The sequence below is a fragment of the Clostridium sp. Marseille-Q7071 genome (assembly GCF_965112025.1).
On record NZ_CBCOPR010000001.1, the window covers coordinates 3291166 to 3308664 of the forward strand.

15 protein-coding genes are annotated in these 17499 nt (G+C 27.2%); 5 read left to right on the forward strand and 10 right to left on the reverse strand.

From position 1 onward, the window contains the following. Nucleotides 1–249 precede the first annotated feature (249 nt). Entirely contained in the window at nt 250–1671 is a 1422-nt protein-coding gene (gene nhaC, locus ACWPW7_RS15605; protein ID WP_454054255.1) for a Na+/H+ antiporter NhaC, read from the forward strand. A gap of 494 nt (nt 1672–2165) precedes the next feature. Further along, nucleotides 2166–2609: a DUF2383 domain-containing protein gene (locus ACWPW7_RS15610; RefSeq protein WP_291565836.1), complete on the forward strand. Its 444-nt coding sequence runs from the start codon at nt 2166–2168 to the stop codon at nt 2607–2609. A gap of 48 nt (nt 2610–2657) precedes the next feature. Here ACWPW7_RS15610 and ACWPW7_RS15615 read toward each other — a convergent pair whose 3' ends face one another. The 4 genes from ACWPW7_RS15615 to ACWPW7_RS15630 form a co-directional block, all read right to left on the reverse strand. Beyond that, complete coding sequence (locus ACWPW7_RS15615; RefSeq protein WP_291565838.1) at nt 2658–4034, reverse strand: sensor histidine kinase; 1377 nt, start codon at nt 4032–4034, stop codon at nt 2658–2660. Continuing rightward, complete coding sequence (locus ACWPW7_RS15620) at nt 4003–4701, reverse strand: response regulator transcription factor (RefSeq protein ID WP_312580204.1); 699 nt, start codon at nt 4699–4701, stop codon at nt 4003–4005. The genes ACWPW7_RS15615 and ACWPW7_RS15620 overlap by 32 nt, the downstream gene beginning before the upstream one ends. Before the next feature lie 12 nt (nt 4702–4713). Further along, nucleotides 4714–5508: a hypothetical protein gene (locus tag ACWPW7_RS15625; protein WP_454054256.1), complete on the reverse strand. Its 795-nt coding sequence runs from the start codon at nt 5506–5508 to the stop codon at nt 4714–4716. 103 nt (nt 5509–5611) lie between these two features. Then, nucleotides 5612–6064, reverse strand: coding sequence for a hypothetical protein (locus tag ACWPW7_RS15630; protein ID WP_454054257.1), 453 nt, complete (start codon nt 6062–6064; stop codon nt 5612–5614). Between the two features lie 268 nt (nt 6065–6332). Between ACWPW7_RS15630 and ACWPW7_RS15635 the strand changes: the two genes are divergently transcribed. Beyond that, nucleotides 6333–6791 (forward strand): CBS domain-containing protein, encoded by a 459-nt coding sequence (locus tag ACWPW7_RS15635; RefSeq protein WP_291565844.1) that lies wholly within the window; start codon nt 6333–6335, stop codon nt 6789–6791. A gap of 149 nt (nt 6792–6940) precedes the next feature. Then, nucleotides 6941–7879 carry a DMT family transporter gene (locus ACWPW7_RS15640; protein ID WP_454054258.1) on the forward strand — a complete coding sequence of 313 codons (939 nt, stop codon included), beginning with the start codon at nt 6941–6943 and terminating at the stop codon, nt 7877–7879. Between the two features lie 88 nt (nt 7880–7967). Here the strand turns inward: ACWPW7_RS15640 and ACWPW7_RS15645 are convergent, their stop codons facing one another. From ACWPW7_RS15645 to ACWPW7_RS15655, 3 genes are all read right to left on the reverse strand, one after another. Then, on the reverse strand, nt 7968–8276 hold the full coding sequence (locus ACWPW7_RS15645; RefSeq protein WP_291565848.1) for a hypothetical protein: 309 nt from the start codon (nt 8274–8276) through the stop codon (nt 7968–7970). 188 nt (nt 8277–8464) lie between these two features. Beyond that, the gene (thiI, locus tag ACWPW7_RS15650; RefSeq protein WP_454054259.1) at nt 8465–9607 is read right to left on the reverse strand and encodes a tRNA uracil 4-sulfurtransferase ThiI; all 1143 of its coding nucleotides are present in this window, start codon (nt 9605–9607) and stop codon (nt 8465–8467) included. Further along, complete coding sequence (locus ACWPW7_RS15655; protein WP_454054260.1) at nt 9604–10743, reverse strand: cysteine desulfurase family protein; 1140 nt, start codon at nt 10741–10743, stop codon at nt 9604–9606. The genes thiI and ACWPW7_RS15655 overlap by 4 nt, the downstream gene beginning before the upstream one ends. A 675-nt stretch (nt 10744–11418) precedes the next feature. Between ACWPW7_RS15655 and ACWPW7_RS15660 the strand changes: the two genes are divergently transcribed. Further along, nucleotides 11419–12192, forward strand: coding sequence for a YdcF family protein (locus tag ACWPW7_RS15660; RefSeq protein ID WP_454054261.1), 774 nt, complete (start codon nt 11419–11421; stop codon nt 12190–12192). A 253-nt stretch (nt 12193–12445) separates the two neighbouring features. On the opposite strand, the gene ACWPW7_RS15665 is transcribed toward ACWPW7_RS15660, so the two are convergent. The 3 genes from ACWPW7_RS15665 to ACWPW7_RS15675 form a co-directional block, all read right to left on the reverse strand. Beyond that, the gene (locus ACWPW7_RS15665; RefSeq protein WP_039630122.1) at nt 12446–12802 is read right to left on the reverse strand and encodes an ArsR/SmtB family transcription factor; all 357 of its coding nucleotides are present in this window, start codon (nt 12800–12802) and stop codon (nt 12446–12448) included. A 286-nt stretch (nt 12803–13088) separates the two neighbouring features. After that, nucleotides 13089–15119, reverse strand: a complete 2031-nt coding sequence (locus tag ACWPW7_RS15670; RefSeq protein WP_454054262.1) for a methyl-accepting chemotaxis protein — start codon at nt 15117–15119, stop codon at nt 13089–13091. Between the two features lie 319 nt (nt 15120–15438). Continuing rightward, entirely contained in the window at nt 15439–17475 is a 2037-nt protein-coding gene (locus ACWPW7_RS15675; protein WP_454054263.1) for a methyl-accepting chemotaxis protein, read from the reverse strand. Nucleotides 17476–17499: the final 24 nt, after the last annotated feature.

A 17499-nucleotide genomic window follows, 5' to 3' on the forward strand; every position in this document is an offset into this window, starting at 1 on the left:
TCTGATTTTTGATTTTTTTCTCATAAAATATATGATTATTTTTAAAATTCCTCCATAAAATCCACTTTTTATATCTACTTTTTAAGTATTTTTGCTAAAATCCAACTTTTTAATATAACTATTGAAAAAAATTTTATGTATTTAAGTAACAAACTGTTAATAGTTATTTTTAATTACCCTTAATCTTCATTGAAAACTTTTTGTATATAATGTAATATATTAACAATATATTGAAACAGGAGGACTAATATGAGTAATGAGATAAGAAAACCAAAACTCTTGGAAGCATTACTGCCCATTATTATTTTAGCAATATGCCTATCTGTTGGTATTATACTTTATGAAGCAAGTGCTCACATACCTTTAGTCATAGGTTCGATAATTGCTTCCCTAGTTGCACTTAGGCTAGGATTTAAATGGAAAGACTTAGAGAAAGGATTTATAAACTCTATTCAAATGTCTATGCAGGCAATAATTATTTTAATGATAATAGGAATTATTATCGGTTCTTGGATACTTAGCGGCACAGTGCCTACTATGATATATTATGGTCTTAAAATTATATCTCCAGGTATATTTTTATTAGCAACTTGTATAATGTGTTCAATAGTTTCCCTTGCTACTGGTAGTTCTTGGACCACTGTTGGAACTGTAGGTATTGCACTACTGGGAATTGGTCAAGGTCTTGGTTTTTCAACTCCTTTAGTTGCTGGCGCTGTTATATCTGGTGCCTATTTTGGAGATAAAATGTCCCCCCTTTCTGATACTACGAACTTAGCTCCTGCTATGGCTGGTTCTGAGCTATTTGATCATATAAAACATATGATTTATACTACAGGTCCAAGTATGATTATAGCTTTAGTACTCTATGGAATACTAGGATTAAAATATGCTGGTAAGGAATTAGATGTTACTCAAATAAATACCATTTTAGATGGACTACAAAGAAGCTTTAATATAACTCCATTACTTTTAATTCCTCCGGTAGTTGTTATAGTCTTAGTTGTTAAAAAAATTCCTGCTATTCCCGGATTAATTGCTGGTGCAATATTAGGAGGATTATTCGCAATATTATTTCAAAGCTCTTCCTTTGGGGATATCATAAATGTCATGAATTTAGGATATGTTGGGAATAGTGGTGTTCAAATGGTTGACGAGCTTTTAAATCGAGGAGGGCTGCAAAGTATGATGCCCACCGTATCCTTAATCATGTGCGCTATGACTTTTGGTGGAATCATGGAGAAATCAGGTTGTTTAGGATTATTAGCTGAAAGCTTATTAAAATTGGCAGTAAACACTGGTTCATTAATATTAGTAACTGTAGTATCTTGTATATTTACAAATCTTATTTCTGGAGATCAATATTTATCAATAGTTATTCCAGGTAGAATGTATAAAGATGAATATGTTAAAAGAGGTCTTGCTCCTAAAAACCTTTCAAGAACTCTTGAAGATGCTGGTACTATGACTTCTTGTTTAATACCTTGGAGCAACTGCGGAGCATTTATGAGTTCCACTTTAGGTGTCCCTACCCTCTCTTATCTGCCCTTTACTTTTCTTAATTTAATAAATCCGTTAGTTGCTATTTTCTATGGATATACAGGTATAACTATTGAAAAAATTAAATCTGAAAATGTAAAACCTGAAAAAAACTCTTCTTTAAATATATAAAATTATAGTAATTCTTTTTTAGAAATTTATAATTTCTATTATTAAGAAGCTCTATGATAATCATAGAGCTTCTCCTCATATTATATTTATTTTATAAGAACATTAAAATTTAGAATATTTTAATGTTAATTGATATAGATTACATATATTATAACTTTTAAATCCATAATAATCATATAGTCATGCAATGTGAAAAGTTAAAATATACTCTGAAAAATAAATTTTCTATAAAATAGCTTAACATCTTAAAAATTAAGGATTAACAATTAAAAATGAAGAATTGAGGGATGAAATTCACCCTTAGTGAATTTCTAAAATAAAATTTATTCTAAAAAACTCCAAAGGCTTTGTCAGTGGAGTTTTAACCATAATCCGTATCTTTAATTCTTAATTTTTAATTCATGAATAAGAATTTTTTTATGGAAATTAAAATCATGTATAGTCTAAATTTCCATTGAGGAACTCTATAGTATATATAAAAGGAGTTGTTTTCTTTGAATAAAGAATGTATTAACGAATTGAATAAATTCCTTCAAGGTATTTATATGGGCATTGATACCTTTGAACAATATATCCAGAAATGTAATGATTATAATATAAAAAATCGATTGCAAGAAATCCAAAAGGATTATAGATTACATGCACTTAAAGTATCAGAAAGAATTCAAGACTTAGGTGGTGTTCCTGTTAATAGTTCAGGATTTGTTAGTAAAACTATAGATTTTTATTCCCAAATAACAAATAGTATTAATCTTAATTCTTCTCAAGATATTATTGAAGAAGCTCATAATGCATCAAATACAGGTTACATAATGGGTAGTAGACTAATCCAAGAAAGTAAATCAATAGATCACAACAGTTATAGACTTTTAAATTCCATATTAAAAGATTATCAAAGGCATATGAACTCCTTAAGTAAACACGCTAGTATACATTAAATAAAGTAATAAAGCACTTGCTACAAAAATAGCTAATGCTTTATTGCTTTATTTATTTTCAATTGGTAACACCACTGTTATAGTTGTTCCTTTCGAAACTTCACTGCTAGCATATATTTTACCACTATGATTTTCAATAATTAATTTTGCAATAGCAAGTCCTAGGCCACTTCCACCTTTTTCTCTATGTCTAGCTTTATCTACCATATAAAACCTATCAAATATTCTAGATAAATCCTCTTTAGGTATACCAATACCTGTGTCTCTTATAACAATTTTTGCAAAATTATTTTCTCTTATTAAATTAATTACAATTTCTCCATCTTCTTTAGTGAATTTAATACTATTGTCCACAAAAATTCTTAAACCTTGCTTAATCATCTTATAATCAGCATCTATAATTATTTCATCATTTATTTTACTATATATATTATGTTTATCAGAAATAAATTTACTTTCTTTTATTACCTCATCAATTAATTCATTTAAATAAAATTTTTCTTTATGAATCTTCTGCGTATTACTATCATTTCTTGCTAAAAACAATAATTTTTCTAATAATACAGTCATGTTTTCTGTTTCTTTTTTAATAGCCTCAATTGATTCCTCTAAGATTTCTTTATCATCTTTCCCCCATCGGTCTAATAAATTCACATATCCTTTTATAACTGCAATAGGGGTTCTCAGTTCATGAGAAGCATCAGATACAAATTGATTTTGTTTTTCAAAAGACCCTTGCAGTCTATCAATCATACTATTAAAAGTTGATGCTAATCTGGATAATTCATCTTCTTTAGGAGCAACTTCTATTCTTTCCTTTAAGTTATTGATACTTATGCTTTGTGCTGCTTTAGTTATTCTATCAATAGGTTCTAGCATACCTTTACTAACCACATTTCCAAGTGCTATCGAAATTATAATTCCTCCAAAGCAAGCTGTTATCATAAAAGCTTTTAATACTTCCAAGAAGATTGTTTCGTATTCTATATCCTTAACAGCCTGAATATATACAGTACCATTATTTGTTTTAACTTTATTGGTTACATATATATACTTTCGCTCTTTTTCATATCTATAATCAGTTTTATCAGTAGTATTATTAGAGTTTATATTTAAAGGAATATCATATTTAAAGTTGTCTACAGTAGCAATGACATTTCCTTTATCATCTAATATTCGAGAATAGTACCTTTCTTTAGAAGGTGCACCCTCAAAAATATTTGAGTAATTATAGACACCTCTTGGATTAACAATTCTTTGCTCAATAATTTTAGATAAATAATTTAACTCTGCACTAACTTGATGCTCTGCATAAAAAGTTATTCCTAAATATATAGCACTATTCAATGCAATTAATACGCTAAGAAGTAATATAGTATAAAGTATAGTTAATTTAGTCGATATTTTTGTGTTTTTTAATAACATATCCTACTCCTCTAACGGTATGAATTAACTTTACATCAAAACCTTCATCAATTTTGCTTCTCAAATATCTAATATATACATCAACTACATTTGTATCTCCCATATAATTGTATCCCCAAACAACTTCCAATAATTGTTCTCTATTCAATACAACGTCTACATTCTTCATCAAATATTCTAGAAGGTCGTATTCTCTTTTAGTCAATTCAATTAATTGGTTTTCTCGTTTAACTTCATGAGTGCTTAAATTCATAACTAAATCATTAACCATAATCTCATTTTTATTTTCATTATTTTTACTACTATTTTTTCTCTTTATAGCTCTAATTCTAGCTAATAATTCTTCAATTGCAAAAGGCTTTGTCATGTAATCATCAGCCCCAATATCTAATCCTGTTACTTTATCTATAACACTATCTTTAGCTGTAAGCATTATAATTGGTACCTCACTAAAAGCTCTTACTCTTCTACAAACCTCCATGCCATTTAAACTTGGAAGCATAACATCTAATATAACTAAGTTATATTCATTATTTTTTATTTTTTCTAAACCTTCTCTACCATCATAAACAGTTTCAACCTCGTAACCTTCATGCATTAATTCTAACTGAACAAATCTAGCAATTTGTTTTTCATCTTCAACGATCAATATTTTATACTCTTTCATAACTTATCCCTCCTAGATCAAATGTTTTTTTCTATTTAAAAATGTATTTTTATTTTCTCTATATAATTGAAATACAAAAATTAATATTATAAAGAAAGATATGACTAACACTATACCCAAAACACAAAATATAGCTGCTATAATCCATATTATCATTCCAAAGTTCATATCACCAGTAAATGCTATTATTACAATCTTTCTATTGTTAATTTCATCATTAATCTCATGCAATAAATATAATTGCTTAAAATTTTTCACTTCTTTATTACCTTTATCTTCTGAGCTTTTTAAGAATTGCTCAAACTCTTCTTCATAGAAATTTCCCCCTAGAAAAAGCATATCTTCTATGTAAGATTTCACATAAATTATTTCAGGGTTATTACTACTATATAAAAATCCTCTATGAAGATAATCATTGTATTGATCCTCTTCATAATTAGCATCTAAGCTTTTATCCAGTATGAACTTTCCATTCTTAGACAAATTGGAATTGCTATAGCTATATGTAATATTGTTTTCATTATCTAAAATAAGAATATCTTTTATGGAGCTAAAGCTTTCTCCAAGTTTCCTAGCATGGACTTTTACCCGTTCATTTGGCTCACTTTTTTTAATATCTCTATGTATGGCTTTATAATTATAAAAGGTTTTTACTCTATTTCTATTAAACCAAGGTATAATTGCACCAAAAAACATCACAGTTACTAAAAACAATATAGTAAAAGCTTTTAAATTGTTCTTAAGATTATTAAAGGCCTTTGTATGAAACAAATACTTATTAAATAAATCTTTTACTATTCGTATCACTTAGTACTCCTCCTATAACTCTTTCATTAATTATATATTTTCCCCATTAAAACTGCATTAAAACCTAATTAAATATAAATAAAGCATCTATATTATAGATGCTTTATTTATGTTTTTTATTTCTTAATAAAATTTTACTAATTGCTACACATGTCACAGCAGTAGCAATTACTTTTGTAGCTATTTCTTTTTTATTTATTTTTCCTACTGGCTCCAAATTATTTATAATTATTGCATCCTTTGAAGTACTCTGTGGATAAAGATATGCGCCTATCATACAAATATGTTGAAATCTTATTTCAGAAAAATTATCAATAAGACTACTTAGAGATTTTAAAAAATATTCCTTATCCCATTCATTAATGGGTTTTAAAACCTCATTATTATGTTCATCCATTAAATCATCAATAAATTCTTCAGCATATTTTTTAGCTCTTAATATTTCTCCTACATTTCCTGGATCTTTTCTTATATACTCAATTAACGCTGTTCTTACAGCTTCAACTTCTCCTAAAGATATGGCTTCTATTAAAGATGCCTCTGCTATAAATTCCATTATTAAAAACCTCCTAATAAAATTTAACCTTAATATTATTATAATCTAATATTCATCTAGTAAAATATATTTTAAATATATTTTAAATATAACTTATATCTACTATTTATGAAAGTCTTATAAAACTAATTATAATGCCTTAGTATAAATTAGTAAATACTTCTAATTTAAATCGTTTTGTAACAATATTGACATATAGAATGATATAATAGTATATATAAGAACAAATTAAAAATAAGTAATATAATATTAATTGGAGGATGATCCCATGAATGTTGCTTTTTTTCTTACTCCAAAAAGTGAGGTAATACATGAAAAGGTAAATTCAACAATGAGAAGAGCTATGGAACGTATGGAATATCATAGATATACAGCTATTCCTTTAGTAGATGAAAAAGGCAGATATGTTGGTACATTAACCGAAGGGGATATTTTATGGAAATTTAAAAATGATCCTGATATAACCCTAAAAGACACTGAAAAGGTGTTAATTAGAGATATACCAAGAAATGTTCGAAATAAAGCAGTGTCAATAAACTCTGACATTGAAAGTCTAATACTGGTTGCTAAATCTCAAAATTTTGTACCTGTTGTAGATGATTCTAATATTTTTATTGGCATAATTAAAAGAAGTGATATAATATCCTATTGTTATAATAGAATATTCAACGAAGATAAATTTAAAAACCTTCCTACCTATGAAATTTTAGATGAAATAGCTAATTAATTACCTTAAAATTTAAAATATTTCGCTAAATTTCCAAAGGAATTTATTAAGAAACCTAGAATATATACTATATAACGCCATAATCTAAAAATTCATGTATTAGATTATGGCGTTTTTCACTGTGGAATATAAGAAAAGGAAGTGATTTAATGAAAGCTTTGAAGAACAAAAGTTTATTAGCAGATTTAGCTCTTTTATTAGTAGCAATCATATGGGGTGGAGGTTTTATTGCCGTAAAAGATTCTGTAAATCTAATACCACCCTTTTATCAAATGACTATAAGATTTTTTCTCTCAACTGTTATAATGGCAATAATCTTTAATAAAAATTTTAAAAAAGCAACTAAAACAGATTTTAAAATGGGAACTATAATAGGAATTTTTTTATTTCTAGGATTTGCACTTCAAACTGTAGGAATTGTTTATACTACTGCTAGCAAAAGTGCTTTTTTAACTGCAACTTACGTAGTACTTGTTCCTTTTTTAAATTGGGCTATTTTTAAATTAAAACCAGATAAATTTTCAGTTATTGGTGCAATTTTATGCTTAATTGGTATTTCCTGCCTAACTCTTCAAGGAGGTTTAAATTTTAATGGTGGTGACATACTTACAATATTATGTGGTATAGGTTTTGCTGGACAAATTATTACCATTGGTCTATACACTAAAAAAACAGATCCTATAATATTAACTATTATTCAATTTGGTGTAGCTGCAATATTATCTTTTATTATGGCAATTTTCTTTGAACCTTTACCTCAGTTTGAAACAAAATTAATACTACCTATAGCATATATGGTTATATTCAGTACTACACTTTGCTTTATAATTCAAAATGTAGCTCAAAAATATACAAGTTCTACTCATGCTGCTATAATACTCTCTTTAGAATGTTTATTTGGATCATTATTTTCAGTATTGATATTTGGAGATAAATTTACCTTCTCTATGATTGTTGGCTGTATATTTATATTTATAGCAATAATCACCACTGAAACTAAATTAAGTTTTGTATTTAAGAATAATAATTCAAAAGATCTTTTAGCTGATAAAGAACTAGAAATGGCATCAGGTGAAAACATAGAATAGAAAAGCGTGACTAAAGGTCACGCTTTTTAAACTAAAATGTTAAATAACTTATAAAAACAATTGCTAGCCTTTAAGTTAAATTAATTCTCTATTCTTCCTTTTTATCTCTATAAATTTTATATGCCTCTTTAAAATGTTTCTTAAATCTTTTTACAAAATATAAGATAAAAAGTATTATAAAATCCACAGCTACTAATGAAACCATTAAATTTCTTAATTCGCTATTTTGCCTTACAGCAGGAATTAACCCTATAATTACACAAATTGGTACACCTATAACTATTATATATTTTATATTCTTATTTTCTTTATACTTATAAATACAATATCTTATCCATATTAAACAAGCAAAAGTGCCACAAATTAGCGGCAAATAATCCTTCATAAATCCTTTCATCCTTTCCCCCAAAGTACCTATAGTTTATTTTATATAGAAATCTTATATTTCTCAAGACTTTTGTATATATAATTGTTTTTTTATTAAACCTTCGGAATGAAAAATTAGCGAACATTGTTCACCACTACAAATCTATAAAAACCTCTCTTATACAAGAGAAGTTTTTATAATAATCATCTAAATTCATATTAGTTGTATACTTCCATTCCTTCTATAGCTTTTTCTACCAATTCATCTATATCAAGTATAGATTCAGATTTTATAATTTCATCTAATCTAGGTTTAGTTTTAGGATGTTTAGGTACAAAGATTGTACAACAATCCTCATAAGGTAATATAGATGTTTCATAGGTATCTATGTCTCTTGCAATATCCATAATATCTATTTTGTCCATAGCAATTAGCGGTCTAAACACCGGTCTATCTGAACAATTATCACTTACTACCAAAGCCTCCATAGTTTGTGAGGCTACCTGACCAACACTTTCCCCAGTAGTTACAGAATTAATATTATATTTCTCTGCTAATTTACAAGCAAGTCTCATCATAAATCTTCTCATTATTATTGTTAATTCATCTTCTCTACATTTTTCAATAATTTCTAATTGAATATCAGTAAAAGGAACCACATATAGATTTAATTCGCCTGTATAGTTTTTTAATATATTTGCTAAAGTCTTCACTTTATCTTTAGCTCTTTCACTTGTATAAGGATGACTATGATAATAAACAGCATGAAGTTCTACACCTCTACGTGCCATTAAATATCCTGCTACAGGAGAATCTATTCCTCCTGATAACATAAGCATAGTACTTCCATTAATTCCATAAGGAAGTCCTCCTACTGCCTTAACTTTTTTAGAGATAACATAAGCATTTTTTCTTATTTCTATATTTAACAAAAATTCAGGTTTCTTTACATCAACAGTAATTCCATCTAAATTTTCCAATATGTAAGCTCCTACTTCTCTACTAACTTCCATAGAGTTTAGTGTAAATTCTTTATTTGCTCTATTTGTTTCAACCTTAAAAGTTTTTCCCACAGCATTCTTCATAACCTCTAATGCTACCTTAGATATTGATTCCATATCAGCAGTGGTTTCTTCCACTATACAAACTTCCATCACTCCAAAAACCTTTTTAACTCTCTCTATAATTTCATCTAAATTTTCAGAGTATATAAACCATCTGCCACTATCTTCAACAAATTCATAATTTAATTCTTCAAGTACATGTTTAATATTATCCTTTAATCTTCTTTCAAATTTTCCTCTATTTAACCCCTTTAAAAAAATTTCTGAAGCATACTTAACTAATAATAGTTTTCTCACCTTTTCATCCTCCTTAAAATTTTTAAACTGCTTTTCAAAGCTTCAATGACATAATCTACTTCATCCTTAGTATTATATTCGCAGAAACTAAACCTTATAGTTCCCTGTTGCTCTTTTAAAGATAGTCCAAAAGCATTTAATACCTGTGAAGTTTTTACAGCTTTTGAAGAACAAGCTGAACCTGTTGAAACATATATATTCTTTTCTTCTAGAGCATGCAATAATACCTCACCTCTTATAGATTGAAAAGAAACAGAAAGTATATGAGGCAAAAAGTTATCTTCCATTTTACTGTTAATTTTTACTTCCTCTAATTCATCCAATCTTTCAATGAAATATTTTTTAACTTCTAATACTTTTTCATAATTTTCCTGTAAATTTTCATGCATTATTTTACTTGCCATTGCGAAGCCAGCTATAGCTGGTAAGTTTTCTGTTCCTGATCTAAAGTTTCTCTCTTGCCCTCCGCCAGAAATTAATGGATTCGCCACTAATCCTTTTTTAATATAAGCAAAACCTACACCTCTAGGTCCATGTAATTTATGTCCACTAGTGCTCAGTAGATCAATTTTACATTTTTCTACATCTATAGGTATTTTTCCGTAGCTTTGTACTGCATCTACATGAAATTTTACTCTAGTTGATTTTTCTTTTATAGCATTTCCTATTTTTTCAATATCTTGAATTATTCCAATCTCATTATTAACATGCATTATGCTTACAAGTACTGTATCTTTAGTTATACTCTCTAACAATTCATCTATATTTATTTCGCCATTGTCCTTTAAAGATATATAACTTACCTTTATACCTTCTTTTTCTAGAGCTTTAAAAGTATTTAATACACTAGGATGTTCAATATTCGATGTAATTATATGAGTTCCTACCTTAGAAAATCCCTTTATTAAAAAATTATTACTTTCGCTTCCACCAGAAGTAAATATTATTTCTTCACTATGAGCTTTAATTGTAGTAGCAATAAACTCTCTACACTTTCTAAGCTTTTGTTCCGCTTTAAACCCTAAGCTATGAGCAGAAGATGGATTAGCAAAATACTCTCTCATACTATTACTTACTTCTTCAATTACTTCCTCATAAGGTTCTGTAGTTGCACTGTTATCAAAATAAACTTCCATATTATTCACCTCTTAAAACTAATAATACTAATGATTGCTATGTATTATAGTATTATTAGTTATATAAATAATTATATTAAATTTATAATTTTTTTATTTTAATTTGCCTATATATAAACTACCTTAAAAATTAATATATAGCTCAATGTAGCTATGCCGTTAAAAACTCCAATTCACAACTTTAATCAATTGAGAATTGAAAATAGACAATTGACAATTGTGGTGGAAATTAGTTCTAATCAAACTAATTTCTTTAATTGTTTTTTTACTAGCAATACAATTGCTAGTGTTTTATTGTAGGGGCGAACACTGCTCGCCAGTTCTTTTTAATACGTCTTATAGTTTAATATTTATTCAATAATATATGGCGAACGCTGTTCGCCGCTACGGTTAATCAATTCTAAATTTCTCAGCTTCTGCTGATAAATATCCACAATTGTGAATTCAATAGCTTTAAAAGCAACAATTGTTTTCACATATATTAATTTTAGAACTGGTATATCTATAAGTGCTTACCTTTATTTTTTATAATAAAAGGGTAATTAGAGAGCTACACAGAAATATATATTGTGAATTATGTAATCAATTTTTATAAAAATATGAAATCATATCTTTAGATATTAAAATCAACATTATTTATAATACCACATATTTTTAAAATTAAGGAGGTTAATTATGATTAAATTAAATCATAGCAATATTTCAAAATTTCTATTACTATTAGGGTTCCTTTGTTTATTATACTTTATTGGTATTAAGGCTATATTTTATAATACAAGTTTTTCAACTTTTTGGGCTATTATTGGAACTATATTAATTTTGATTGGATTAAAAATGAATAAAATACTTGATTTTTTTTCTTCCTTACCAAAATCAATAAGACAGATAACTCTTATACTATTAGTTCTATTAACCATTATTTATATTTTACTTCAATCATTAATAATATTTAATGGATTTTATAAAGATACTACAAAGCCTGATTATGCAATTGTATTAGGTGCAGGACTTATAGGTGATAAAATTTCAACGTCCCTTTACTATAGACTTATGGCAGCAGTTGAATTTCATAACCTTTACCCTGATGTAAAAATTGTAGTAAGCGGTGGACAAGGCCCAGATGAATTAATTAGTGAAGCCGCAGCAATGAAAAACTTCCTCATAGAAAAAGGAGTTAAAGAAGATAATATAATAATGGAAGATAAGTCCACAACTACCTATGAAAACTTTCTCTATACCAAAGATAAACTACATAGTCTAGATAATAGAGAGATGTTATCAGTAACAGTGATTACTAATAATTTTCATATGTTTAGAGCAAAGATCCTTTCACAACGACTGGGCTTTAAAACTTATGGGTATCCTGGTAGAACTCATAAATTTCTCGCACTAAACTTCTTCGTTAGAGAAGTTCCTGCAGTTATTAAAAGTTATTTATTTGATAAATAATATAAAATTTTAAGTTCATCGTTAAAATCTATATTTAGATTATTTTAATTAACAGTTTATAAAATTAATAATAAATACTCTAGTAAATTTTCAATAAAAGTGTATAAACTTTTGAATTAGATAATTAAAATAGAGCATTAAAAATTTATATGTATATCCACTTATAAAGCAATTAATTCTTTAAGAATTAATTGCTTTATATTTTTAATTAGAATTTTTAAAATTGCAAATTTATACAGATGAGAACTAAATCTTACTCTTTTACATGTAATAAAGCTTGATCAAAAATATACTTAACATGGTCATCATCTAAAGAGTAATAAACTACCTTACCTTCTTTTCTAAACTTTACCAATCTTGTACTTTTTAATACTCTTAATTGATGTGATATTGCAGATTGGCTCATTCCTAAGGTTTCTGCTATGTCACAAACACACATTTCCTTTTGAAATAAAACATATAGTATTCTTATTCTAGTTATATCTCCAAAAGCTTTAAAAAGCTCTGATAAATCACCTAACACCTCTTCTGAAGGTATATTACTTTTTACACTATCAACTATATCCTTATGAATTTCTGTACAGTTACAGAATTCTAAATTATTATCCATACTATTCCTCCTATATATGCATTTTAATTATATAGTATATATGAATACATATTCATATATACTATATAATAAATTTATTGTAATACTTTGTCAAATAAACCACTACAAAACTTAACTTTTTATTACTACAATTCCTTAGTAAACATTTATCTTATACATTATTTTAATTTTCATAGCAAAATTTTTAACATGGTATTACTTTAATTATACTTTTCCAAAATTTTATTACAATGACTTTTATTTAAATAAAAAGTAAAGCTAAGTTTAAACTTAGCTTTACTCTTTATTAATTATTTCCATTTTCTTTATTAATATTAAATTTACTTATCGTTTCTCTAAGATCTAAGGATAATTTTTCCAAATTTTCAGCAGCAGTAACTACTTCTCTAAATTTAGTTCTTTGTTCTTCACTAGATGCACTTACTTCTTCCGTTGAAGCTGCTGCTTCTTCTGAAACTGCTGATATTCCTTGTATCTTATCAATAAAACCATCTTTAGCTTCATTAACTTTAGTTAATGTATCATTTACACTATTTATATTATTTTGAAGACCTTTAATTGCATTGTTTATTTCATCAAAAGTCTCATTAGTATTTTCAACTTTCTCTAATGTCTTTTCACTTAAATCTTTAGATAGTGTAATTTCTTTAATAACCATCTTAATATCTTCTAAATTAGTATTTATAACTTTTTCAACTTCTTCTGCAGAACTTGAAGATTGCTCTGCTAACTTTCTTACTTCTTCTGCAACTACTGCAAAACCACGTCCAGCTTCCCCAGCTCTAGCTGCTTCAATACTTGCATTTAATGCTAATAAATTAGTTTTACTAGTAATTTCTTTTATGGCATCAATTATTGCTCTAATTCTATTAGAATTCTCTCCTAGCGCTTCAGCTTTAGCTGCTACATTAATTATAGCTCTATTATTTTCACTGAAGGAATAAGTAAGTCCTTCAACCATTTCCTTACCACTACTAACAAAACTTTCAACTTCTTCGCTTTCTTCTAATACATCATTAGAATAATTTAATATTTCACTTATGTTATTTCCTAAATCCATGGATAAAGCTACACTTTCTTCAAGCATTATAGATTGTTCATTAGCTCCTTGAGCCACCTGTTCTACTGCATTAGATATATCACCAGCTACTGTTTCTGAAAATTCTACAGTAGTAGTTAAATCCACTGATGATTTAGATAAATGCTCTGAAGTGTTAACAATATTATCTATTATCTTTTCCATATCATTCATAAGTTCGTTACTGGCATTTCCTATCTCTACAATTTCCATGGTCTTAACTTTATTTAAATTAACTCTTTTAGTAAAATCTCCATCCTTTGCAGCTTTAAGAATATTGACTAAATGCTTCATGCTTTTAGACAAATTAGTAGAATATACCATAGGTGCTCCTGATGAAAAAATTATAATTATTAATACTGCCAGTATGGGAATAGCTAATTTATTAAATATTTTACCATTTATTTCTGAATTTCTTATAAACCCAAAAGAAGTATATCCTAGTTCCTTATTTTCCACCTTAACCGCATGATAATTTGCATTATCAAAAGTTACATCTATGATATCGTTATCAAGTATTCCTTTGCTCCATTCTTCATCATTCAAATTCTTTCCTATCAATTTTTCATTGTCACTAGCAATTATACTCCCATCTTTATAAGCAACTATATTAAATCCTTCTTTTCCTATTTTCATTTTAGAAACTTTTTCGGAAACTTTATTTAAATCCATATCTATTGCCACAACTCCAGCTAATTTATTATTGTCATCTTTTAAAGCCTTTGACAAAGTCACTATCATTTGGCCAGAGCTGTGATCCTTATACGGGATATCTATGTATAATAGATTCTCATCTTTCATAGCTTCCGTATACCATAGTCTTTCATTTAAATTAAAACTACTATCTACTTCATCCGGTGGATAGCAATAAAGTTTTGTCTTTTCATTAAAAGCATAAACTGAAAAAATATTATCTTTAATTCCCTGTATATTTTTGAAAGTTTCAACTGCCTTACTCTCATTTCCTTGTTTAGTATAAAGGTTTCTAACGTGAGGTTCACTTGATAATAACTTAATAAAATTACTATTAGAATCAATTATTTCCTCTATTTCATCATTTATTGCTCTTACAGAAGCGGATGCAACAATCATATATTCATTCATCACACTATCATAAATTGTTTTTGTTGTAGCTACTCCTAAGATAATAATAGGAATTACACATGTAATTACCAGCATTAGTGAGAGTTGCTTTTTAATACTCACTAATTTAAATTTCTTCTCTTTTTTCCTTTTCATATTCTCTCCCCCTAGTTTAATGTGCCTATTACTTAATAAGTATAATTAATTTGACATATTTTTTCAACAAATTACATATATCTAAGTGTTGTAACTTTAATTTATTAAAAATAATTACATATTTACTTCATAATATATATTTTTTATACACAATTTTAATAATATCAATTATTCTCTACATTTAAACTATTTTTCTATTTTTTTCTAGCGAATATTGTAAATTATTAAGGTATTATACTATTTTAATCATTAGATTCTGAAGCTATATTGAGTTGATTTATAAAAAATAACTGCTGATATTATCATCAGCAGTTATTTCTTAACTTATTTTGAATTTACTAATTACACCCTTAAGTTTTTCTGATAACAATTCTAAGTTTTCTGCTGATAGTACTACTTGTCCAAATCTATCCTTTTGTTCTTCGCTAGATGCACTTACTTCTTCTGAAGATGCTGCTGCTTCTTCTGCCACTGCTGAAATATTTTGTATTCTTCCTATAAGTCCATCTTTAGTACTATTTATATTTATTAAAGTTTCATTAACTCCATTTATATTTTTCTGAAGAAGTTTTATTGAAGAATTTATTTCTTCAAAGGTTTTAAAAGTATTTTCAACTTTACTTGAGGTTTTTTCTGTAATCTCTTTTGATATTGTTACTCCATTAATAACCTTATCTATATCACTAATATTTTCTTTTATTACTTTTTCTATTTCTTCAGCAGAAATTGTAGATTGCTCTGCTAGCTTTTTTACTTCATTAGCAACTACTGCAAAGCCATGTCCTGCCTCACCTGCTCGTGCAGCTTCTATACTAGCATTTAGTGCAAGTAAATTAGTTTTATTTGTTATAGATTTTATTGCATCTATAATAATATTAATCTTCTTAGAATTTTCCTGTAAAGTTTTTGCTTTATTTACAGTATCAATTACTGCTTCAGTATTTTCTTTAAACATTTCATCAAAATCTTGTATAACTTCTTTTCCATTAAAAATAAGTTTTTCTGCTTCTTCGCATTGATTCATTACATCTTCTGAATATGATACTATATTACTGATATCTTCGCCTAAATTAATGGTAAGAGAAACATTTTCATCTAACATTATTGACTGTTCATTTGCTCCTTGTGCCATTTGTGACACAGCACTTGAAATATCACTATTAGCAACTCTTGAGTCTTTAACTATATTTGTTAATGTACTTGACGCTTCTGATAAATGTTTGGAAGCATTCTTCACACTTTCAAGCAATGATACCATATCATCCATCATACTATTTACCACATTAGAAATTTCTTTAATCTCTTTGGTCACTATTCCTTTGGTAGTTATACGAGCTGTAAAGTCTCCATTCCTAGTACGAGCTAAAGTATTTACCAAATTATTTATCACTCTAACAAATTTTGAAGAAAAAATAGTGACAACAGTAAGTGAAAATATAAGTATAAAAACTATTAATATTATAGACGTCCATAAAGCTTCACCTATTTGTCCCTTAATTTCATTTGTAGAACTAAATCCATAAGTTGTATAACCTAATTCTCCATTTGTATATTTTTGAATATAGTAATTATTATTTTCAAATTTAAACAAATCCAAATTTTCAGAAGTGATAAGATCTTTTGCCCACTGTTCCTTCGATAATTCTTTACCTATCAGTTCTTCCTTACTACTAGCAACTACACTTTCATCTTTATAAGTAACTAAAATAAATCCTTCATTGCCAATTGAACTAGAAGTAACCTTTTCTGATAAATTTGTAAGATCAATATCCATTGCCATTACACCAATTAAATCTCCATTTTTATCTATTACTTTTTTTGAGATAGTAAAGACTTGTTTGCCAGTAAAAGCATCTATATACGGCTTTGATATCACTAAGTTCTTTTCGCCCTTTGCATTGGTATACCATTCACGAGAATTGGGATCATAATTTGAATCTAATTCCACTTTAGGATAAAGATATAATTCCTTCTTTTCATTAGCAAAATATATGGATAATACATCATTACTATTTGCTTTTACATTCATAAAAGTATTGAAAACTAGACTTTTATTTTTCTCACCTTTAAATCCATTTTGTATATTTTCTTCTTCTGAAAGAATATTTATTAAGTTGCTATTAAAATTAATAATATTCTCTATTTCTTTTCCTACATCCTCAATTTTATTAGCAGTTGCTACAATATACTCATTATTTGCACTATTATAAACTACCTTAGTAGTGCTTATACCTAAAATGATTATAGGAATTAAAGATATAAATAATATTAAAATTAAAAGTTCATTTCTTAAACTTAAATTTAATCCTAAAGTCAATTTTTTCTTTTCTTTTTGTTTTCTAGTTTTAATCTTCATCTAAAGTCCTCCTTTATCTCATAT